16 protein-coding genes are annotated in these 21,585 nt (G+C 48.8%); 5 read left to right on the plus strand and 11 right to left on the minus strand.

The window, feature by feature from the left end; all coding sequences use genetic code 11:
• Window positions 1-135 precede the first annotated feature (135 nt).
• Window positions 136-1,314, plus strand: coding sequence for a ParB/RepB/Spo0J family partition protein (locus tag HXW94_RS06575; protein WP_178366099.1), 1,179 nt, complete (start codon window positions 136-138; stop codon window positions 1,312-1,314).
• Complete coding sequence (gene ispH, locus HXW94_RS06580) at window positions 1,311-3,017, plus strand: 4-hydroxy-3-methylbut-2-enyl diphosphate reductase (protein ID WP_178366100.1); 1,707 nt, start codon at window positions 1,311-1,313, stop codon at window positions 3,015-3,017. The genes HXW94_RS06575 and ispH overlap by 4 nt, the downstream gene beginning before the upstream one ends.
• A 132-nt stretch (window positions 3,018-3,149) precedes the next feature.
• Here the strand turns inward: ispH and HXW94_RS06585 are convergent, their stop codons facing one another.
• Both HXW94_RS06585 and HXW94_RS20310 read right to left on the minus strand, forming a co-directional pair.
• Window positions 3,150-5,915 (minus strand): cation-translocating P-type ATPase, encoded by a 2,766-nt coding sequence (locus tag HXW94_RS06585; protein ID WP_178366101.1) that lies wholly within the window; start codon window positions 5,913-5,915, stop codon window positions 3,150-3,152.
• 45 nt (window positions 5,916-5,960) lie between these two features.
• On the minus strand, window positions 5,961-6,065 hold the full coding sequence (locus HXW94_RS20310; RefSeq protein WP_178366102.1) for a type II toxin-antitoxin system RelE family toxin: 105 nt from the start codon (window positions 6,063-6,065) through the stop codon (window positions 5,961-5,963).
• A 470-nt stretch (window positions 6,066-6,535) separates the two neighbouring features.
• Between HXW94_RS20310 and HXW94_RS06595 the strand changes: the two genes are divergently transcribed.
• The gene (locus tag HXW94_RS06595; RefSeq protein ID WP_178366103.1) at window positions 6,536-8,704 is read left to right on the plus strand and encodes a methyl-accepting chemotaxis protein; all 2,169 of its coding nucleotides are present in this window, start codon (window positions 6,536-6,538) and stop codon (window positions 8,702-8,704) included.
• A 26-nt stretch (window positions 8,705-8,730) separates the two neighbouring features.
• The gene (locus HXW94_RS06600; protein ID WP_218576597.1) at window positions 8,731-11,118 is read left to right on the plus strand and encodes a bifunctional diguanylate cyclase/phosphodiesterase; all 2,388 of its coding nucleotides are present in this window, start codon (window positions 8,731-8,733) and stop codon (window positions 11,116-11,118) included.
• An 85-nt stretch (window positions 11,119-11,203) separates the two neighbouring features.
• Here the strand turns inward: HXW94_RS06600 and HXW94_RS06605 are convergent, their stop codons facing one another.
• The 7 genes from HXW94_RS06605 to HXW94_RS06635 form a co-directional block, all read right to left on the minus strand.
• Complete coding sequence (locus HXW94_RS06605) at window positions 11,204-12,136, minus strand: nickel/cobalt transporter (protein ID WP_178366105.1); 933 nt, start codon at window positions 12,134-12,136, stop codon at window positions 11,204-11,206.
• A gap of 208 nt (window positions 12,137-12,344) precedes the next feature.
• Entirely contained in the window at window positions 12,345-12,599 is a 255-nt protein-coding gene (locus HXW94_RS06610) for a hypothetical protein (RefSeq protein WP_178366106.1), read from the minus strand.
• A gap of 281 nt (window positions 12,600-12,880) precedes the next feature.
• Window positions 12,881-13,693: a DUF4198 domain-containing protein gene (locus tag HXW94_RS06615; protein WP_178366107.1), complete on the minus strand. Its 813-nt coding sequence runs from the start codon at window positions 13,691-13,693 to the stop codon at window positions 12,881-12,883.
• 46 nt (window positions 13,694-13,739) lie between these two features.
• Window positions 13,740-14,066 (minus strand): DUF4115 domain-containing protein, encoded by a 327-nt coding sequence (locus HXW94_RS06620; RefSeq protein WP_218576598.1) that lies wholly within the window; start codon window positions 14,064-14,066, stop codon window positions 13,740-13,742.
• Window positions 14,067-14,287: 221 nt separating this feature from the next.
• Window positions 14,288-16,819, minus strand: coding sequence for a ferrous iron transport protein B (feoB, locus tag HXW94_RS06625; RefSeq protein ID WP_178366108.1), 2,532 nt, complete (start codon window positions 16,817-16,819; stop codon window positions 14,288-14,290).
• A gap of 28 nt (window positions 16,820-16,847) precedes the next feature.
• Window positions 16,848-17,114 carry a FeoA family protein gene (locus HXW94_RS06630; protein ID WP_246293769.1) on the minus strand — a complete coding sequence of 89 codons (267 nt, stop codon included), beginning with the start codon at window positions 17,112-17,114 and terminating at the stop codon, window positions 16,848-16,850.
• Window positions 17,115-17,458: 344 nt separating this feature from the next.
• A complete protein-coding gene (locus tag HXW94_RS06635) occupies window positions 17,459-17,842 on the minus strand; it encodes a hypothetical protein (protein WP_218576599.1) in 384 nt (127 codons plus the stop codon).
• 577 nt (window positions 17,843-18,419) lie between these two features.
• On the opposite strand from HXW94_RS06635, the gene HXW94_RS06640 reads away from it, so the two are divergent.
• Window positions 18,420-19,541 carry an LbtU family siderophore porin gene (locus tag HXW94_RS06640; RefSeq protein ID WP_178366110.1) on the plus strand — a complete coding sequence of 374 codons (1,122 nt, stop codon included), beginning with the start codon at window positions 18,420-18,422 and terminating at the stop codon, window positions 19,539-19,541.
• A 143-nt stretch (window positions 19,542-19,684) separates the two neighbouring features.
• Here the strand turns inward: HXW94_RS06640 and HXW94_RS06645 are convergent, their stop codons facing one another.
• The gene (locus tag HXW94_RS06645) at window positions 19,685-20,044 is read right to left on the minus strand and encodes a NifB/NifX family molybdenum-iron cluster-binding protein (protein WP_178366111.1); all 360 of its coding nucleotides are present in this window, start codon (window positions 20,042-20,044) and stop codon (window positions 19,685-19,687) included.
• A 196-nt stretch (window positions 20,045-20,240) separates the two neighbouring features.
• Window positions 20,241-21,584, minus strand: a complete 1,344-nt coding sequence (locus HXW94_RS06650; protein ID WP_178366112.1) for a sigma-54 interaction domain-containing protein — start codon at window positions 21,582-21,584, stop codon at window positions 20,241-20,243.
• Between the last annotated feature and the right edge of the window lies 1 nt (window position 21,585).

Consider the following 21,585-nt stretch of genomic DNA (forward strand, 5'->3'; position numbering starts at 1 on the left):
TGGTTCGTGATTCTGTCGTATCCGTTAGAGCTTGTTTAAAATTAGCATTCTGTAACACTCGATCATCGAGTAACAGCCTGTCGAATGGCTATATGTTTGCCTATACACCACAATTATGATAAGAAAATTTAAATTATGACTCAGATTATCAGTATTGCCAATCAGAAGGGCGGGGTTGGTAAAACCACCACAGCAGTCAATCTGGCTGCCTCCCTTGCCAAACTGAAAAAAAAAGTGCTGCTTGTGGATTGTGACTCCCAGGCCAATGCAACAACGGGGCTCGGGGTGAACAAACCCGACCTTGAAGCCTCTTTGTATGATGGGTTGATTGGAGAAACCGGCATTGAAGATATGCTTTTACCCACCATGCTGCAGGGGTTGACCCTGGTGCCGGCCAATGTTGATTTCATTATTTATGGCCTTTGCCAGGGAACTATTAAAACGATGATAAACAAGAAGCGGAAAAGCACCGGTCTGGGCCGGGGAATATCAGCGCTTATTCCCGATATGGAAGAACCTGAAGTCAATTCGGATTTTTTCTTTTGTAATATTGATCAATTAAATCCGAATCGTTACCAGCCGAGAACCCGGTTCAGTGAAGAAGAACTGGGACGGCTTACCCGGTCCATTGCTGAACAGGGGGTGCTGCAGCCCCTGTTGGCCAGGAAAATGGATGGTGCGTATGAGCTGATTGCCGGAGAGCGGCGTCTACGGGCCGCAAAGGCCGCTGGACTCACTCAAGTTCCAGTTATTATTATAGATCTTGCTGATGAGCAGGTCCTTGAAGTTTCGATTATCGAAAATATCCAAAGGGAAAATCTCAATGTGCTTGAAGAGGCGGAAGCCTATTTTCGGCTTATTGACGAATTTGGATATACCCAGGAAAAGGTGGCTGAGAAAATCGGCAAGAACCGGTCCACTATTGCCAATCTGCTGCGTTTGCGCAGCCTGCCCGAAGAGATCAAAGAGGGTCTGATTGTCGAAAAGATCAGCATGGGACATGCCCGGGCACTGTTGGGGGCCGGTGCTGTTGAAAATCAGCTTTATTTGTTCAAGCAGGTGGTGGAAAAACAACTGTCGGTGCGGGAAACCGAACGTTTGGTCAATCAGGCTAAAAAACAGCCCCGGAACATCGAAAAAAAAATTACTGCGGACGAAAAACAGTTTCTGGAAGAGACCTCGTCCCAGATATCCTCCCGGATCAACTCTCCGGTCTCCATCAAGAAAAATGGGGGCCGTGGAAGAATTGAGATCAAATTCTCATCCGGGACTGAATTTAACCGTCTTGTAGAGTTGCTGAGTAGAATTTCATGAAAATTTCAATTGCTAAAACAGCCGGGTTCTGTATGGGTGTCCGCCGGGCCGTGGACATGGTGCTGGATGCATCCAATAAGGCCAAGGAACCCATTTATACGTACGGCCCTTTAATTCATAATCCCCAGGTTCTGGAGATGCTGGAAAACAAACGGATTTTTCGGATGGATACGATACCTGAATCCGGAAAGGGCATTGTACTCATTCGGGCCCACGGGGTGCCGCCCCAGGATGAAAAGGCCCTGGCGGATGCCGGATTCACCGTGCTTAACGCCACTTGCCCCCGGGTGGTCAGGGTGCAGGTGATCATCGACAAATATTCAAAAAAAGGCTATGACACCATTATCCTTGGCGATGAAAAGCATCCCGAGGTGATCGGCCTTTTAGGCTATGCCCGGGATAAAGGGCATACCGTCATCAGTCTGGATGAGCTTAAGGCGCTTCCCAGGTTTGAAAAGGCGGTTGTGGTCGCCCAGACCACGCAGAATACCAAAATTTTTGCGGATATCCAGGCCTGGTGCCGCAAAAATGTCCCTCATTACGAAATTTTTAACACCATCTGTGATTCCACGGAAAAGCGGCAGGATGAAGTCAGGGAGATGGCCGGTACCCATGACGCCGTCATTGTTGTGGGCGGAAAATTTTCCGGAAATACAAAGCGCCTGGCCCAGGTGGCTGCGGAAACCGGTAAACCATCCATGCACATTGAACAGGCCTCGGAAATCGACTATGAATCCATTTCCCATGCACAATCCATTGCCATTACCGCAGGGGCCTCCACCCCTAACTGGATTATCAATGACACCTGCAGCAAGGTGCAACAGGCATTCAGGGAAAAACAGCCCGGGCAAGGAAAGATTAGGGACGTAATGGATGTGTTGATGAAAACCAACATGATTCTGGCCGCAGGGGCCGCTTGTCTGACCCTGGGAGCAGCCATGATCTCCGGCGCACAAAACCCGGCCATACCAGCGGTTATTGCCATGTTTTATATTTTGTCCATGCAGATCATGAACAACATGATGACCATCGGGTCCGATACCTACAACAAACCGGACCGGGCAGCCCTTTATAAGCAAAACAAGGGATGGCTTTTGTTGATGGCGTTTCTGTCCGGTGCAATCGGGCTTTACCTTGCATGGACAAGGGGATGGGGGTACTTTGGTGTGCTGCTTATCATGATGCTGTTAGGCATGTCATATACCCGTACCATTTTCCCCTCCTTTTCCTCCGGGCGTAAAATTTACCGGCTCAAGGATGTGCCGGGATCAAAAACCATTCTCATTGCAGTGGCATGGGGTATGGTTACAGGCTTGATGCCCGGGATCAGCCTTAAGGCAAACCTGGCTCTGACCCTGGTCGCCTTTATTTTTGCCACGGGGTTATCGTTTGCCAGGACAGCCTTCATGGATATCCTGGCTGTCCAGGGTGACAGGATTGCAGGTCGGGAAACCCTTCCCATTCTTCTGGGCAAAAAGAAAAGCCTTAAATTTGTTCATTACACCCTTGTGGCCACAATTATTATTCCTTTTCTTTTAACTGTCTGGATGTCGCCTGTTGTATGTGGTCTTGCCCTGATACCGGCTTTTATGCTTATATTGACCTTCCGGTATAAGAAAGATAATGATATTTCCGCTGATTTTTATGAATTCTGGTTCGAAGTCCCCTTGCTGCTTGCCGGCATTATTGCCGCTGTCGGCTGATACTCGATTATCAAGTTTTTAAGGTCATGATAATTTAGCGCCCTTTGGGCGATTGTTAGGTGCTGGGTGCTGGGTGCTGGGTGCTGGAGAATGGAAATTTCTATACTATAAATTTAAAGATAACCGCAGCCATCAGGCACTGTCTTTCAGCGAGTACCGCATCAGGGAGCGAACCCATTTTTCAAGGGAGACCGCTGGAAAAATAATGAACGCCGCAGCAAGGGTCAGCCCGATTTCAGTGAACGACAGCGGTGCTGTGTGGAAGACCCGCTGCATCAAGGGCAGGTAAACGAACAGCCCCTGCAAAGCAAGAACCACACCAATTCCCCAGAATACGGTGGGATTACTGAAAAATCCGATTTTCAGCAGACTGTCTTTGAGTGATCGGCAGTGGGTCATGTAGAAGATCTGGAACAGAATGACAAAGGTCACAGCCATGGTCTGGCTCTTGGCCAGGACCAGTGGTGCAGCAATGCTCGCGGCTAGTTCCTGTTGATATTTCATAGTAAAGAGCACAATCGTGCCGGCGGTCATCAGCAGGGAGACCGTTACTACCCGGAAAACCACAAAACCGCTAAACAGCGGTGCGTCCGGATTGCGAGGCGGCCGATGCATAATATCCGGTTCCTTGACCTCAAAGGCCAGGGGCAGAGCCAGGGCGACCGCTGCAACCAGATTGATCCACAGCAACTGGGTCGGCAGCATGGGCAGCAACAGCACTTTTTTGACCGGGTCAAAGGGAAAGAACATGATGCCGTAAATCAGGATCAACGCCAGGCCGAGATTGGTGGGCAATAAAAAGGCCAGCGATTTGATCAGATTGTCGTAGACCCGTCTCCCTTCCTCCACCGCCGCGCTGATACTTGCAAAATTGTCATCCGCCAGAACAATATCCGCCGATTCCTTGGATACCGCCGTGCCGGTAATGCCCATGGCCACGCCGATATTGGCCTGTTTGAGCGATGGCGCATCGTTGACGCCGTCACCGGTCATGGCAACAATATGCCGTTCTTTTTGCAGGGCACGCACCAGACGGAGCTTATGTTCCGGGGCGACCCGGGCAAAAATGTTGGTGGTCAGCGCTGTCTGTTGCAGGATGGCTGCATCCATGGTTGCCAATTCCGCCCCGGTAACGACCTGGTCGCTGACTGCCAGGTTGAGCGCCTTACCGATGGCAAGGGCTGTGGAGCGGTGATCGCCGGTGATCATCTTCACCTTGATCCCGGCATGATGGCAGGCCTTGATGGCTTCGACCGCCTCAATGCGCGGCGGATCAATCATACCGATCAGGCCCAGAAAGGTAAACCCCTGTTTCACCGAATCCGGTGAGAGCATATCGGGTGCGCCCGGGTCCCGCTGCTTGCCGGCTATGGCCAGCACCCGCATGCCCTGGCTGCCCATGCGGTTGATCTCCGCTATGATCTGTTGCGGATCATCCGTGGTCTGTCCTGCCGTATGGCAGCGGCTCACAATAACCTCGGGCGCCCCCTTGAGTATAATGGTTTTTTCGGCACCACCGTGCAGCGTGGCCATATACTGGTTTTCCGATGAAAACGGTATGCTGTCGAGCCGGGGAAAGCGCGTGTCGGCATTCTCAATAGATATACCGGCCTTGGCGGCGGCAACCAGGAGGGCGGATTCGGTCGGGTCGCCGGTGATGTGCCACCCGCTTGCTTCCTGATGCAGGGTGGCATCGTTGCACAGGGTCGCCTTGATCAGCAGATCCTCTATGTCTTCGGGCAGCTGAGCTACTTTCCGGTCCTCGATGGTGAAGCTGCCCAGAGGATCGTCATCGCTGCCATTGATCCGGCAACGGGTCTGCAAGGTCCGCAGTTCGGTTACGGTCATTTCGTTACTGGTCAGTGTGCCGGTTTTGTCGGAACAGATTACGGTGGTGCTGCCCAGGGTTTCCACGGCGGGCAGTTTGCGGATGATGGCGTTTCGGCGTGCCATTCGCTGCACCCCGATGGCCAGGGCGATGGTCACCACTGCAGGCAAGCCCTCGGGGATGGCCCCGACCGCCAGCGCTATGGCAAAAATAAGGGTTTCTTTCAGGGCTGTACCCAGCGGGATGGCGATATCCAGGGCCCGTTTCACGCCAATCGCCAGGATCACCACGGAAATGACGGAAATCCCAATGGTAATATAGGTACTGACCTCATCCAGTTTTTTGGTGAGCGGTGTTTCCAGGTCAACGGTGCTTTCGAGCATATCAGAAATACGGCCCAGCTCCGTGCCCATGCCGGTGGCCGTAACCACGGCTGTCGCCGTACCCGTTGTGACCAGGGTGCCGCTGTAGACCATACAGGTCCGGTCGCCGATCACGGCATCCCTGCTGACCGAAGCGGTGTTTTTTTCAACCGGCACTGATTCGCCGGTCAGGGCTGCCTCTTCCACCTGCAGATTGTTGATGCTGATTAGACGCATATCCGCGGCTACGCTATCGCCTGCCGCCAGGAGCACCACATCGCCGGGCACCAGTTCAGAGGCGGGAATGGTGGTATTTTTCCCTTCCCGGATAGCGATGGCATTCTGCGGAACCATCCCGGAAAGGGCTTCGATGGCCTGTCCGGCCTTAAATTCCTGGACGAAGCCGATAACGGCGTTAATCAGCACCACCGAAAGCACCACCAGACCGTCGGTCATTTTACCGAGCAAGATCGCCAGGGTGCCGGAGGCGAGCAGGACCCATATCAGGGAATTATTGATCTGACGCCACAGAAGCCGAAGAATGCCGTCCTGCTTTGTCTTGCGTATCAGGTTGGGACCGTGAATGCGCAGCCGCTCCGTCACCTCATCGGCGGTGAGCCCGGCCTCGCTGCTGTGCAGGGCGGTAAAGACCCTGTCCGGTTCCAGGGTGTGCCAGTCAATGGCTTCAGGTTGTATGTCTTTATCCATCAGTGATGCAGCGTCCTTTGACTCAAAAGATGACCGAGAAGGGAATCAGAATTTATAGACATCTCGACAATGACCGATCCGGACCACAACGATTTTTACAACGGTATCCTGAATTTCACAGATGACTCGATAATCTCCAATTCGATACATCTATTTATTCTATGTTTCAAAAAGGAAATTGTCAACAGCCCATAGAACGTGCAATTTTGATAACTGGCGCAATATTCGGCCATGATCATCGTTTCGCCCACTTTGTGGGTTTTAATCAAATAAAATCACATAACCAACTGATTATAAATGCTATTATTTTTATAATTATCAAACAGGCTCTTAGGAATGAGTCCGATCAATAGCTTTTGGAAAATTTTTAGGTTAAAAAAACACTTGACATATTAATTTTCAACTTCTATTTTTAGCCAAAACTAATAATTAACTTTATTTGATTATAAATATGGGATAACTAATTATTGCTACTGAAACTGGACATTGCAGCCGCCTGATAGCGGCCTCTCTCTTCTCTCTTGCAGCCGGGATTTTTCCCGGCTGCCTTTTAGGCCCATGATCGGAATAAAATCTTCTTGAAATAGTTGATAAGATAGTCATTGCAAGGAAATGATTTAATGAAAAAAAAATACAAAATCAGACATAAGATATCTTTTGGTTTTGCCGTAACTTTAGGCTGTGCATTGCTCATTGGCGGGTCAGCCCTTTATACACTTTATATGATGAAAGAAAGGGTAAAAACCCAAAACGCCATAGACCATATGGTCACCACGGGTATACAGGCCCGGCAGGCTGCAGGGAAGTGGTTGGTGGACCGGGAGTCCCTGGCCCGGCAGGAAAAAGAGGATGCCGGAGAAGAACAGGACAAACAAGATTATATTGATCCGCTTAAATTGTACGCCCGCTTGAAACAGGAGATGGAAACTAAAGCGGTCAACCTGCAATCTTCCGGGATCTCCAGGGATGATCAGGAATCTCTTGAACGAATTCTTCAATCCTTTCGAGATTATGACCGGGCATTTGTAGACTTCCAGAAGCAATTCTTTACGGGCGTCGTGTTGATGGACAGATTAAGGGAACAGTCCGTCCGGATTATGGGGAAGACCCTGTCACTGGGAAAGGCGGTCAATCGCCGGACAAAAAAATTAAATAAAAAGCTGTCCGGGTTAAAAAAGAACATAAATAACGGGGCTGAGGCTACGGCAGAGGATTTCAAAGTCCTGCTTGAGATCCAGGGGCAGATGGAGGAGACATCCAAAAGCAAATCCCTGGCCGGCCTTCTTGCCAACAAACCCCTGGCATTCCAGGAGATGGCCAAGGATTTTGTCCTCTATCAGGATGATAAAAGCGGCTCCGGCCTTATTCTGGAGATGGAAAAGCTGCTTGGCATTAACAATGAAGCCGGTATGGGCGTTTCGCTTCCCATGATGAAATCCTCTTTCCGCACGGGTCGGGAAGCCAAACTCTTTGCCGGTATAAGTGCGGCAACCCACACATATCTCAACACGTTCAAGGAATATTATCAGCTCAATTTTGCCATGCGCAAATCCATGAAACATATGGACAATGAAAGCAGAAACCTGGAAACGGTTATAGAACAGGCCTGTGAGGGGCAGATGAAGCGGTTTGACGCCTACCAGCGGAATGCGGCTTTGTTTTTGCTGGGGTTGCTGGTGCTCTGCCTGGTGGCCGGCATCCTGGCCGGCATCAGGATTTCCCGGAATATTGTGCCACCCATTGAATTCCTGGCCGAATTGGCCGACCGTTTCTCCACCGGGAACGTCAGCGTTGACAAAGGCCGGCAGGAAATTTTGTCCGGAATCCAAGGCCGCTCCGATGAGCTGGGCCATACCGCTCGCTCCTTCGCCAGGATGGCGAATCATTTTTCGGAAAAATCAGCCGTGGCCTCAAAAATTTCGGAAGGAGATCTGGAAGTCAGGGTAGACAAAGCGTCTGATGAAGATATCATGGGAAAGGCGTTTGAAAAAATTGTTGACCGGCTGGGTGCGCTGCTTGGTGAGATAAAGCTGTCGGCCCGAAAAGTGAAGCAGGATACGGACCAGATCAACCAGGCCAATCAGGATCTTTCAAAATGGAACGGGGAGCAGGCCCTTTCCATCCAGAGCCTCAGAGAAAAGGTTGACGCCGTTTCAGCAAAAACCCGTGAAAACGCCGGGAGTGCAGAACATGCAGATACCCTTGCCCGCAACTCGGCGAATCTTGCCGAGGCCGGAAAATCCGAGATGGCAACCATGGTAAAGGCCATGTCGGATATTGACCGGTCCAGCCGGGCCGTATCAAGCGTCGTAAAGGTAATCCGGGATATCGCCGACCAGACCCGGCGCCTGGCCCTGAATGCCACAATAGAAGCGGCCCGGGCCGGAGAAAAGGGAAAAGGGTTTGCCGTTGTTGCCCAGGAAATCCGGAACCTGGCCACCCAGAGTACGGAATCGGTCCAGGAAAGCACCCGGCTGGTGGAAGAAACTCTGGAAAAGGTCTCCTACGGGAACAGAAGTGTTGGAAAGGCGGTTGAATCCCTTGACCGGATAACGGAAGTGATTAATAAGATCAACCGGGAAATGGAACAGATCAAAACATCCTCACATTTTCAGATCAGCGAAATTGAAAATATCCTTTCAGAACTGAGGGACGTCGAAGCCGTGGTCCAGAATACGGCTGCAGGCGCCGAAGAAACCGCCCAGATCTCGGGATTTCTCAACGACCAGGCCATCCGGCTTGAACAATCCATGGATATGTTTAAAGTCAGAGATGAAGATGATCTTTAAATACAAGAAAATAAAAGAGTTTTGCATTGAATGAAACAATGAAACATATCAAACTGCTCTATTTCCTGACACTAAGTGTGTTAACGGGCGTGTTTGTATATTTCCAGCTTAAAACATATGGGGATGTCCGGAATAAACTTGTGGTGGAAAGCCTGCATTTTAACAATCATTTTGCGGCCACAACCGGCTCCAGACTCCATGAAACCGAACTGCTGCTTGATATGATCGGGCATCAACTGCTGGACAACGACCTTCATCTGGACCTTGAAAAGAGCCAGGCCGTCATGGCAGAGATGTTGACCCGGTTTCCTTCGGTTGTGGGCTTCGGCCTCACCGATCCGGAAGGCAAGTACCTGGCCATGAGTTCCAGGGAGAATCTGTCGAACATAAAATGCCTCAAGGAAAGCGACAAGACAAGGGAAAGTTTCAACCGGACCCTGCAAAGCGATGCAATGGTTATAGGCAGAATCCATTTTTGCAAGATCAGGAACAATTGGATTCTTCCCCTGAGAAAGGCATTGAGGGATGCTGCAGGAAATGTCACCGGCGTCATGATCACCGGAATACAGATGGACAAGTCGGTTGCTTTTTTCCAAAGCGCCCCCATCTTCCCGGGTCAGATGTCATTACTGGTAAACGATACCAATAGGATGCACATATACGTCAATCCTTTTCCGGAAACGGGATATTCCCAGCTTTTTTCTTCCCCGGTCTCCCGGCCGCCGGTTGAAATTGCGACATTGAATGCCAAAACCGGGGCGGGGCTCAGCCCTGAAGAAATCCGGAAATCTGAAATAGGTTTCCGCTACGAAGCCTGGTCCCAGCTGACCAAAGAGGACTCCTTTTACTTTGTGAAATACAATAAAAGGTATAAAATCTGGGCCCAGACCCTGATTCCGATGAGGACGGTTAGAGCCCTCTTCTTCGGGCAGGGCTTTTTTATTCAGTTAGTCGGTTTTCTGGTGGTATCGACCGGTTTCCTCACCCTTTTCCACATGCTTTACCGAAAGGAAGCGGCGGCACACCGTCTGCTTTCCTATCAGGCGGTTCATGACTCTCTGACGGATCTTTACAATCGGGCTGCTCTGGAGGATCTTTCCTACCAGTGGATTACCGTGGACGCCTCCCCGTTTCTCCTCTTGTTTATAGATCTGGATAATTTCAAGAACATCAACGACTCCTTCGGCCATACCCTGGGAGACAAACTGCTCATTGAAGTGAGCCTGCGGCTCAAACAACTGGTCCCGGAGGACTCCGAAATCGTCAGGAATGGCGGGGACGAATTCTCGATCTTCATTAAAAGAGAAGAGGCCGGCGCCAACAGCAGCCACCTGGGCCGGAGGATCGTTTCCGAAATTTCAAAACCCTATTACATTTCCGGTTTAAAGCTGCGCATCGGCTGCAGCGTCGGTATATCCCGGTATCCGGAAGACGGGACCGGCTTTGAGCAGCTCATGGTCTCAGCCGATCTTGCCCTGTACACCGCAAAGAAAAAGCGTAACAATTATGCATTTTTCAACAGTGAGCTCCAGAAGATCATGGAGCGAAAGACCCTGATCGAACATTCCCTCCATACCGCTGTTGAGGAGAATGAACTTTACATGGTGTTCCAACCCCAGGTTTACGGGAACGGCACCATCCACGGAGCCGAGGCACTGGTGCGTTGGGAAAGCCCTGAACTGGGCTTTGTGCCGCCGGATCTGTTCATCGGTGTGGCGGAGGAATCCGGAGCCATGGATTCTCTGTGGGCCTTCATCCTGGACACCTCATGTGCCGAGTTCCGGAAGATCCTTGATGGGTGCAGCGATAAGGCAGATACCCTGAATCTTTCGATCAATATTTCCGTCTCCCAGATCCTTGGAAAGAATTTCAAGGATGAACTGCTCCGGCGGCTGGATCATTACCGGATCAGACGATCCCAGACCACCATTGAGATCACGGAATCCATGTTCATTGATGAGCTGGACTATATCCTGCCGCTGCTCCAGGAGATTCGTGACACGGGCATTTCCATTTCCATGGACGACTTTGGAACGGGCTACTCATCCCTCAGTATGCTCAGAGCCCTGCCCATTGACGAGCTGAAAATCGACAGGCGTTTTGTGAAACACATTAGTGAGATCAAGCAGGACTCGGACATCATCCACTCCATCATCCACATGGGCCATACCATGAACATGAAAGTGGTTGCCGAAGGGGTGGAGGAAAAAGAACAGCTATGCCTGCTTAACTCATATCATTGCGAGCTCTATCAGGGATACTATTTTTCACGCCCCCTGACTGCAGAGGACTTCGTTAAATTTTATCAGGATAAAAATGAACGAATCCCTCCTCTTTCTAAACGCATAGCCCACCATATGATCAACCGGGACTTTAAAATGATTAACGATTTCTGCAGCAGTGTTAAGGAATGAGAGCGAAATAACTTGATAGTATAGGAATTTCCATTCTCCAGCACCCAGCACCCAGCACCTAACAGCCCGCCCAAAGGGCGCTAATTTAAGTGGCAGATATCAACAACGCTCCCAATACGGAAACTCCGATGCCTGCCAGGAGCTGTATGGCGGCTTCAAGTTTTGCGTTCCCCATGGATTGCCCTCCAGCCGCAGTCAAAACCGTTTTTTTTCCAAGGGTTGCAAGCACTACAACCAGCGAAATGGTCAATGCCATTCCTGCACCGATGGCGATCCCTGCAAATACACCCAACACAGTGGCGTCCATGGATACACAGAACAGCATCACCATGACCACACCGGGGCAGGGAATAAATCCGATGGTAAAGGCGGACAAATAGCTTTCAACTGGTTTTCCGGTGTTGACATTCTTTGGGGCCTTTTGGGGCCAAAATCCGATACCGGCTTTAACAACCATGAAACATCCCAAAAGGGTGATCAGGGAAAAACTGATGCTCTGGGTCACCCGGGTGGCCTGGTCTAAAGATGTCCGGACACTGCCGTGTAATATCCCTTTGACTACCAGCACCAATAAAATCCCGGACAGGGCATGGGTAAACGCCAGAATAGTTGAAAACAGAACACTGTTCCATAATCGGGTCCGGGTACCGGCAATATAGGACATGGCAACGGCTTTTCCATGGCCGGGGCCTGTTGCATGGACCGCTCCATATAAAAACGCAGTCCCGAGGATGATCACAAGGGGGCCGTAACGCCCGGTCTGTTTTGCCTCCCGAATCAGTCGGCTCATTTTTGATTTCAGCTGTTGCTGCCATTGAATAAGGCTCGTGGCAACTTTTTGAAACCAAGCGCTTTTCGGCGGATTCACTTTCTTTTGAACCCTTTTGTTCTGGGTGAAAGGATTGGCTATAGCAGGGGTGAGTATCTCTTTGTCCGGTCCGGCTATCTTGAGTCCACCGACCTGGATTAGAAAGAGGATTGCCAGCCAGACAATGATCAAAGTGAGTTTGTGCATCATGCTTTTAATTTAAAAGGTACAAACAATGCTTATAAGTTGACGGTTTCATAGAAAACTCAGGATGGAGCGGTCAATATCCGTTTTTTTCATGCCCCCGCCATTTCCGCTTGATGTTTGCTTAATGGCTGTTTTATAAACGGAAATTACAGTTTTCTCAAGTTTTCCGTACATTTTTTTTATTCACTGACTGCTGTGAGAACCATTGCAATCAGTGCGTAAAGGCCTGTAACAGCTTTAAATCCATGCGGTCCGGATCATAATCCGCCAAGGGGACAAGGGTTTCAGTACGGTAAATTTTCCATTCACAGACCGGGCAGGAAATACAAACCCCCAGGCCAAGCCCCCAAAGGTCGGCCAGGGCCAGGGTGCAATAAACGGTCATTCCCACCAGAAGATGGGACAGGGCCACAAGGACCGGGGACACTGGCAGATGAAGGGAAAGGCGGAACCGTTTCTCCCACATTTCCGGAAGAAACTGAAAACAGGCAATCAGAATACCGGATGGGCTTGGTTATAACATCGGCCACAGCGTAGGTTGGGTTGAACGAAGTGAAACCCAACAACTTATCGGCGTTGGGTTTCGTTCCTCAACCCAACCTACCGGAAATTCGTATGGCCTAAAATATGACCAAGGCGCAAATTGAAAAGTGCCGGCCCGGCCCTTGCGTTGATTATCTCATTGGGAGAAGAGATGAAATCTTGATAAGAGACAGGAAAAAGGCCGGCACCGGCAAGCTTGGTTGTTTATTTCATATCTTTGGCCTGAATCCAGATCACAGCATCCCTTGAACACGCTTTGCCTTTAAAGGATCCTTCGGGATCAATGCCCAGGGCGGCAAATCCCCACCATCCGGCCTTGGGAATGCCAAAGGTGAATACGCCGTTGTCATCGGCAAAAATGGTCTGCAGTACAAAGGCCGCCTGGGGGGCAGTGGCGGAAGCTTCCTTGGCAAAGGCTTTTTTGTCCAGCAAGGGTTTATGGTTCAGGTATTCAATTTCAATTTCTGCACCGGAAACGGGTTTTCCCTTGAACAGCACTTTGCCCTGGAATACATTTCCGGTCCAGCGGTCATAGGGTTTGCACAGGGGAACGATTTCGCAATCAAGCCCCACAGGTTCCATCCAGGCGCCAGGCTCTCCCCCCACATTGACAATCATTTTTGTGAACTGCTGAATATATGCATCTTCTTCGCCTTCATAGTAAGGGGCAGGTACCAGGCAGAAGATGTGGTCTCCGCCTCTGGCGGAGTATTCAGTTTCATAGGCCGCCCCTGAATTTGTCAGGCTGGTCCATGTCATGGGTTTAAGCATAGGCAGAAGGTCTGTTTTTTTAGGGATGTTTTCACCCCGTGAGCGGGTAACAAAAAATTGTTCCGGTCTGCCCATGTCCATGGTGTGACCCGCTTCAAAGGGGTGGGTGAAAACAATGGCCAAAGGAATTCTCCCCCCTCTGTTCAAGGCGCTTTCAGGGGTATAGATCATCTGAAAGTGGGCAAATGCAGGTAAGGTAATTGCCAGGATGGCCAGGGTGCTGATGGTGGTGATAACATGTTTCATTTTCAAAATTTTCTCCTTTTAAAGTTTTTAGTATTTAAAAACCGGGTTATTCGGTAATTTCCTTGCCATTCACAGTGATTTTGTGACCTTCCCCGGCATCAAACAGCACCTTGTAGTCGCCTGCGGGCTTGTCAAACGTATACTCACTGTCTTCATTCATTTTACCCTTGAACAGGACTTTGCCGGAACCATCTTCAACATGCATTTCAACACCGGCGGCTGATGATCCGTCGGAAAATCCGCCTTCGCAGGTCACGGTTCCGTCGCCATTGTCATAGCAGGAGCACAGCGGGGTGTGGGCTTGGGCTGCCGGGGTCAGAAAGAATCCAAACAGCATAACGGCAAAGATGAATACAGATAATTTAAACTTCATTTTTTCTCCTTGTAGATTTTTAAAAACATTCCTGGTTTTTAGTTTTTTAAATGCAACAATGATTTATTATGAGTATATATTTAGTTTATTGTGCATTTATAAGTCTCTCCTAACAAATAAATAATTAGCTTATTTTCATTTCTAATACTTTTTGTCAATATCTTTTTTAACTTTTTTGGTTTTGCCGGTATTTCCTGGACCGATGTAGACTGTTAATAAAACTACAACGGTTTCGGCTCCTGGCGCAGATCGGGCAGGGGGCCGGGTTTTCGTTTCCATGAGCTGAACAGTCCAGAACACACGGCCGTCAGGACGACTGCGGCGTAGAACACACCCATCATCTGGATGCCGGAAAGGTTAAACGCACTGCCGCCGGTGTAGATCAGACAGGCCGTGATAAACCCTAAGGTGGTGGGAAAAATCATTGAAAAGACCATCCATTTGTATGAACCGGTCTGTACCTTGATCATGATGGTTGTTGCCAGACAGGGCGGGTACAGGGCAAAAAAGACCATAATGGCCAGGGCGTGCAGGGGAGAGAATCCTCCCTCTCCGGCCTCGGCCTCCATACGGTCTTCAAGGCTTTTGTTTTCATCAGCCCCCTGCTGATATAGAACACCAATGGTAGCCACCGAGGATTCCCGGGCCGCAAAGGAGGAGAGAATGGCCACATTGATCTTCCAGTTGAATCCGGCCCACTGGGTAACAGGTTCCAGGGAACGGCCCACCATGCCAAGGACGCTGGTTTCAATCTGTGCTTCCTTGATTTGGCGGCGCAAGGATTTACGCGTGGAGAGCAAGCCGCGCAGGGCCTTGTTTACTGTTTTAGCGTCTTTATCCTTTTTAGGCTTGAGGAATTTAAATTGTTCCGGGTAACCGGCTTTGAATTTAGCGGACAAGGCCTTGGACGATTTTGCCCCTTTTGTGATCAGGCGTGCGCTTTTAAAATCGTTGTACAGATTGATCATTGACACCAGGGCGGCTTCATCCTTGAACCGGTCCGCATATTGGGTTTTGGCGATCTTGTTTTGAAACATGGCCACGGCTTTGGTTATTTCGCCATCAAAATGGGCCTGCTTTTCATCGGAAATGCCCGGGAACTGAAGCAGGGTAAATACGCAGATGGAGACGGCCATCACAATGGAACCTACCTTTTTGATGTACTGCCAGGTCCGTTCAATGGCCCGCTGCCCCACGCCGAACAGCGTTGGGGGGTGGTATTTGGGCAGTTCCATGACAAAGGGGGCGGTTTCCATAGATTTGAGCAGTGTGGCAGTCAAAAGTTTGGCCACTAACAGGGCGACAAAAATAGTCACTGTGGATAAAAAGAGCATGGCCCAGGATTTGTACGGGGCAAAAAATACATTAATGAGCAGGGTATAGAAGGGAATTTTTGCCAGACAGTTCATATAGGGTACTGTGAGGATGGTGGCCATCCGGGACCGCTCGTCCGGTATCCCCTTGGTGGCCATCACCCCGGGTACGGCACACCCCCCGGCAAACACACCGCCCAGGATATAGGGCAGGGTGGACTGACCGTGGAGACCAAAGGAGTGAAACAGTTTGTCCAGGATAAAGGCGATCCTGGCCATGTATCCGCTGTCTTCAAGAATGGCGATGAGGGAAAACAATATCAAAAAAATGGGGATATAGTTGAGAAGGGCATTGGCCGAATCCACCATCCACAATCCCATGGACCGGATATACGGATCTTCCAGGATACCGGCCGCGGGCAGCACGCCGGCAATCATGGCCCGCAGTTTTGCTAAAATGGGCCACCAGTAAACCGTAAGCTCATACCCCTTGACAATGGAAAGTTGATAAATCACAAATACTGTGGCAATGAGGAAAAAGGGGGCGGCAAACCGATTCAGGACTATTTTATCAATGGTTTCGGAGACCCGGTCCCGGCCCTCCTTGGTTTCCGTGACGCAGGTGCCGATGATCTCTGTGGCCAGACGATCCCGGCAGCCCACCATGTAGTCCGGGACATTCATGTAATGCTTTTCTTCAAAGTCCCGGCGGACCCCGGCGGCCGTTTTTAGTTCTTTGCAGTCTTCCCCAAGATGTTCACCGACAATACGCTCGGCTTCGCTGTCTCCCTCAAGGAGTTTGACAGCCAGCCACCGGGTGGGGTAGTCTTCGGCCAGTTTGCATTTATCTAACTGATTTTTAAGGCTGTTTAAAGCCGGCTCAAGTTCTTCATAGCTGATGCGAAGGGGATTATATGCTTTACGGTTCGCCGTATCCAGAATAGCATCTCTCAATTCCGTCTTGCCCTGGCGTTTGCGGCCTATTGTAGGAATGACGCTTACGCCCAGGCAATGTTCCAGAGCAGCTACGTCCACATGGGTTCCGTTGCGTTTGGCCACGTCCATCATGTTCAGGGCCACCACAACGGGAAACCCCATTTCCAGCACCTGGAAGGTGAAATAAAGGCTGCGTTTCAGGGAAGAGGCATCCACCACATTGGTAATGACATCAGGCTTTTCTGAAATTAAAAAATCCCTTGCCACCCGCTCTTCAAGGGAAAAAGAGGTCAGGCTGTAAGTGCCGGGAAGATCCACAAGTTCCACCCGAATTTCACGGTGGCGGTAGTAACCGGTTTTTTTATCCACGGTGACACCGGGGTAGTTGGCAATGTGCTGGTTGGCCCCGGTAAGCATGTTAAATGTGGTTGATTTTCCGGCGTTCTGCTGGCCGGCCAGGCCCACCAAAAGTTTTTTCGGACCGGCTTCAGGGGTTTCATTCATTGTTTATTTCTCTGTATTCATGGGTAAATTAGTCACATTCGACCTCAATGAGGTCGGCTTCAGAATTTCTCAGTGCGACCTTATAATTGGCCACATAGCATTCAATAGGATCGCCTAGGGGGGCTTTGCGGATCACCTCAACTTCAGTTTCCGGGACAAATCCCAGGTCCAAAAGGCGTTGACGCACCGCGCCTTTGGCATGGTGGCAGCGGATTTTGGCTCGCTGTCCGGGTTTGATCCTCTTGAGCATGCAGCAGTTTTCTCCGCAGTGCCTTCTTCTTTTAGGTCCTGGCATGTTTACCTCCAATAATTTAGTTTATAAAAAAATACTTAATTAAATATACTGAAATATGAATAGTTACAACAATTGATTTTGGGTATATAAAAAAACTATGCCATGTCTAAGAAATTAGTATTTGATGGTTTTATTTAACACTACAGCGACACTTAAAATGTATAGATAAGCTTTATTAAATCTGCTATCACGACAGCAACACTTTCAAAAATCCTCCCGTTTAAAAAGAATTTTATAGCTTTAAGTCAGCTATAATGCGTTGATTTGCCGAAGCTTTTTGCGGAAATAAGACAAAGTGTCGCTGTCGTGTTAAGGGAGATCCCTTTATGGAAAAACTTATGGGCTTAATTGAGGGGTATCGTTTTTTCCTGAGAGAAGACCGCTTGGCTGACTGCGGATAGACTGGAACTGCTGAGAATTTTAAGAGGTGTTTTGTGCTGATTACAGAGCTTTATTTGCTGATCATCCATGCCGTCAATGATTTCCATCCATTTCTTTGCCCGGCTCCGAATGAAATTGTTCACCTTTTCGGACACCTTATTCCGTTCGTGGAGCTTGGACATAATGATCTGGTGGTATTCGTAAGATTTGAGCCCGGAAACATTATAACCGCATTTTTTCAGGATATCCCTGTGTTTTTCAACGCTGAGAATGGCACCTGCCACCGGACATTTGAAATGGGATTCAATTTCCCACATGTTTGAAAACTTAGAAAAATTTCCGGACATATCGTTTACCTCCGTTTTGTTGGGTTGTGATGGACGGCCGGCTCCGGTTCAGTCGTCTGTCTTAAAACCTTCGGTCGGCCATCGCTTTGTTCAGGTTAGGCTGAGGCTTTGTGCGTGATATTGGTCTTGGCTTGGCGGCATCGGCAGTTTTTGCAATCGCCGGTGCATTTATGTTTTTTTTCGTGATGAAAATTTGACTCCATTGTGTACTCCTGATTTAATGATTTATATTTGTTTGGAATAACTAACTTTTGAGTATTTTATAAATCACCATTAAAAGTTTGTCAAGACTAAAACAAAATATTTATTGGCCTCCTGTGGTCTTCAAAGGAGGCTAAGCATATATCGCTTTTTATTTTTCAATATGGCTTGACAATCTCTTTTGTTTATGAAAAAAGATCGAATTAAAAAATATTAGGTAATAATAATTTTATTTGATATTTATAAATTATTAATATCAACTTATTGATTTATATTAAAATTACAAGTAACGCTTTTGCTATTTACTTATGTATGTATCAATAACGATGTGCTTCCATTAACTTTAAACCATGTTTTATTATTTTAAGGAGAAAAGATGAAAAGAACAAATTTTGTATTGGGCCTGATCACAGCTTTAATGGTGGTTTTTATTAACACGCTTCCCGGATTCTGCGCATCAAATGTTGAACTGGCGGAACGGATCGAAAAACTGGAACAAAAAGCCGGAACGGCAACCGGAGATTATCCTTTGGGGAAAATCTCTGAGTGGGTGACTATTTCCGGGGCCATTGAGATCGAATCCGGCTTTGCCTCCCATGATGATGCGGCAGACACCGATGAAAGCGACATCAGCCTGGCAACCGCCGAGCTTGGTATTGAAGCAGAACCCCAGGACTGGCTGACAGGTTTTGTGCTTTTCAGCTGGGAAGATGAGGATGACAAAGTTATTGTCGATGAGGCCCATATCACTCTGGGTGCCACCGACGATATTCCCTATTACCTGTCAGCAGGTAAACTTTATGTTCCCTTTGGCACCTTTGAAACCATGATGATTTCAGATCCCATTACTCTGGATATTGGTGAAATTGTTGATAATGCGGCACAGGTTGGTATTGAGGTCCATGGTTTCCAGGCCGCCGCCTATGCCTTTAACGGTGATGTGGATGAGGCAGGTAATGATGATACCATTCAGAGCGTTGGATTCTCCGCCGGGTATGCCATGGAAACAGACAGCGTCTCCTTTGACCTGGGAGCGGACTGGATCAGCAATATCCTTGAATCCGGTACTCTCAGCGATGCCATTGCCGGCGTGGACCTTGACGAGTATGTGCCTGGGCTTGCCGTTCATGCCGTTTTTAATTTCGGTCCATTCTCTCTCATGGGGGAATATGTAACCATGACGGATGATGCAAAGGCTGTTGGCGGAGGTGTTGTTGTTGAAAAATTATCTGCATACGCCCTGGAAACCGGGTATACGTTTGATGTCTCCGGTTTTGAAACTACCGTTGCCATTGGTTACCAGGCCAGTGATACGGACAATGCCGGTGCCTATGACGATTTCCCTGAATCAAAAATTCTGGGCGCCGTTGGGGTTGGCATCACAGACAGGCTTTCAGTCGCCTGTGAGTATTCAAAAGCTGAAAACTACGCTGCATCAGAAGGTGGCGACGGGGATGAAATTGACACCTTCACCATCCAGTTGGCTTTTGAATTTTAATTCGCCTGCCTTGCCGCCAATGGGTAAATATTCCAAGTATGCTCCCATTGGCGCCGCACAAGATCACTGCATGTCAGCGTTTTTACTGGTACCATTCCTTTATTAAATTTATCAGAAAGGGAAATAGGGCATTGTTAACGGGATCAGGCTAAAAGCGTCTCTGCTATCGGCGTGCAACCCGGCATCATAAAAATCGGTTTAATAATATTATGTGCGGCCAGGCAATCTAGTATATCCATAGCATTGCCGGTGACAAAGGCGAACATACGGATTCTGTTTTCAACGAGCCGGGTCGCATAGGTTTCCGAGATTGCCCCGCAAACCAGGGCAGAGACTTTTTCACGGTTTAAAAGCGTTGCCAAACCTAGGATATCGTTCGGTTGAAAAGATTCATATTTTTTATTATGAATACTTTGATTTTCAATATCTGCAATTAAAAGGGTTTTTGCTGCGTCAAACACAGGAGAGACCCGGTTTCCCCAAGTGGTAATCGCAATTTTCATAATGATCTCCTCCTCTTAGAAATTTTTTTTGCGAACATTAAAAATGCAAAGGCTGTGCCTTAACACACACAAGGGAAACAACAGCGCCAAATCCCCACCGGGCTTGCATCCTTTTCCAGCGGCAGATCCTGGGGATATCGTTATTGTTGCAAAAAAGAGACTTGTAAACGGTTTCCGGTTGCACGGATAAACTCTTCTATAACCGGATTCCCAGTTTTTTAATACGCCTGAACAGGGTACTTTTGTGTATCCCTAGATCCCGGGCGGCTGCATTCCGGTTATTGTTGTTTCGTTTCAACGCGTCTGTGATCATTTTGATTTGTGCGGCGACCACCGGGTTTTTATGTTCACCGCTTTCCGGTCTTGATTCGGCTGCAAGCGACGGCGGCACATGCGCCATGGTGATGAACTCTTTGGCGCACAGGACAAAGGCATGTTCAATGATGTTTTCAAGTTCTCTGATATTTCCGGGAAAATCATGGGCCATGAATGCGGCAAGCACCTCAGGGGAAAGTCCCTGGATATTTTTATTCCGGCGCAGGTTCAACCGGGAGATGAACTGATCCACCAGATAGGGAATATCCTCCATTCTATGGCGCAGGGGGGGCAGGGAGATTTTAATAACATTAATGCGGTAATAAAGATCCTGACGGAATTCATTGTTCTCCACCATGTTTGTCAGGTTTTTATTGGTGGCGGCGATAATTCTGACATTGGATCGCTCTTTGGTTATGCCGCCAAGGGGGGTGTATTCGCGTTCTTGGAGTACCCGCAGCAACCTGACTTGAAAGGCCGGGCTTGTGTCTGCAATCTCATCAAGAAATATGGTTCCATTGTCTGCCAGGGCAAAATGGCCGGGTTTGTCTTTTACGGCATGGGTGAATGCCCCTTTTTTATATCCAAACAGTTCCGACTCGAGCAATGTGTCCGGCAGGGCCCCGCAGTTAATTGCCACAAAAGGGCAATTTTTTCTGTGGCTGGTGTTGTGAATGGCCTTTGCCATTAACTCTTTTCCGGTACCTGTTTCTCCTTCGATCAGAACAGATGAATCACTTTCAGCAATCTGGGGAAGGATATTGAAAATATTTTTCATGGCACTGGCGTTACTCACCATGTCCTCTACCCGGACCCCTCCGGTCAGTTCCTTTCTTAAGGCTTCCACCACGGAATGGTCCTTGAAGGTTTCCACCCCACCCAGAACGTCACCATTTTTATCAATAAGCAGGGAGGTTGATGCAGTTATGGGGATTTTTTTTTGCCGGCTGTTAATAATATATGCGGAACTCGATACAAATGGTTTGCCCTGATCCATTGTTTTTTTAAGGGCACATCCCTGTTCACACATGTTGGAGCGAAAAACATCCCAGCAATGGCAACCTATGGCATCCTGCCTGCGGATGCCGGTAATCTCTTCGGCCGCTCTGTTAAATGAGGTGATCTTCCAATTGTAGTCAATGGTAAATACCCCGTCTGAAATTGAATCCAGGATAATCTTTGTGGTGTCTTTGTCTAACGGGGCGTTTTTATCGTTTTGGTGCATA

Source organism: Desulfobacter latus (assembly GCF_013389365.1).
GTDB lineage: Bacteria > Desulfobacterota > Desulfobacteria > Desulfobacterales > Desulfobacteraceae > Desulfobacter > Desulfobacter latus.

Coding starts and splice junctions, on each gene's coding strand:
- HXW94_RS06575 (WP_178366099.1), top strand. CDS start 136: ATGACTCAGATTATCAGTATTGCCAATCAGAAGGGCGGGGTTGGTAAA.
- ispH (WP_178366100.1), top strand. CDS start 1,311: ATGAAAATTTCAATTGCTAAAACAGCCGGGTTCTGTATGGGTGTCCGC.
- HXW94_RS06585 (WP_178366101.1), bottom strand. CDS start 5,915: ATGGATAAAGACATACAACCTGAAGCCATTGACTGGCACACCCTGGAA.
- HXW94_RS20310 (WP_178366102.1), bottom strand. CDS start 6,065: ATGTATCGAATTGGAGATTATCGAGTCATCTGTGAAATTCAGGATACC.
- HXW94_RS06595 (WP_178366103.1), top strand. CDS start 6,536: ATGAAAAAAAAATACAAAATCAGACATAAGATATCTTTTGGTTTTGCC.
- HXW94_RS06605 (WP_178366105.1), bottom strand. CDS start 12,136: ATGATGCACAAACTCACTTTGATCATTGTCTGGCTGGCAATCCTCTTT.
- HXW94_RS06610 (WP_178366106.1), bottom strand. CDS start 12,599: ATGTGGGAGAAACGGTTCCGCCTTTCCCTTCATCTGCCAGTGTCCCCG.
- HXW94_RS06615 (WP_178366107.1), bottom strand. CDS start 13,693: ATGAAACATGTTATCACCACCATCAGCACCCTGGCCATCCTGGCAATT.
- HXW94_RS06620 (WP_218576598.1), bottom strand. CDS start 14,066: ATGAAGTTTAAATTATCTGTATTCATCTTTGCCGTTATGCTGTTTGGA.
- feoB (WP_178366108.1), bottom strand. CDS start 16,819: ATGAATGAAACCCCTGAAGCCGGTCCGAAAAAACTTTTGGTGGGCCTG.
- HXW94_RS06630 (WP_246293769.1), bottom strand. CDS start 17,114: ATGCCAGGACCTAAAAGAAGAAGGCACTGCGGAGAAAACTGCTGCATG.
- HXW94_RS06635 (WP_218576599.1), bottom strand. CDS start 17,842: ATGTCCGGAAATTTTTCTAAGTTTTCAAACATGTGGGAAATTGAATCC.
- HXW94_RS06640 (WP_178366110.1), top strand. CDS start 18,420: ATGAAAAGAACAAATTTTGTATTGGGCCTGATCACAGCTTTAATGGTG.
- HXW94_RS06645 (WP_178366111.1), bottom strand. CDS start 20,044: ATGAAAATTGCGATTACCACTTGGGGAAACCGGGTCTCTCCTGTGTTT.
- HXW94_RS06650 (WP_178366112.1), bottom strand. CDS start 21,584: ATGCACCAAAACGATAAAAACGCCCCGTTAGACAAAGACACCACAAAG.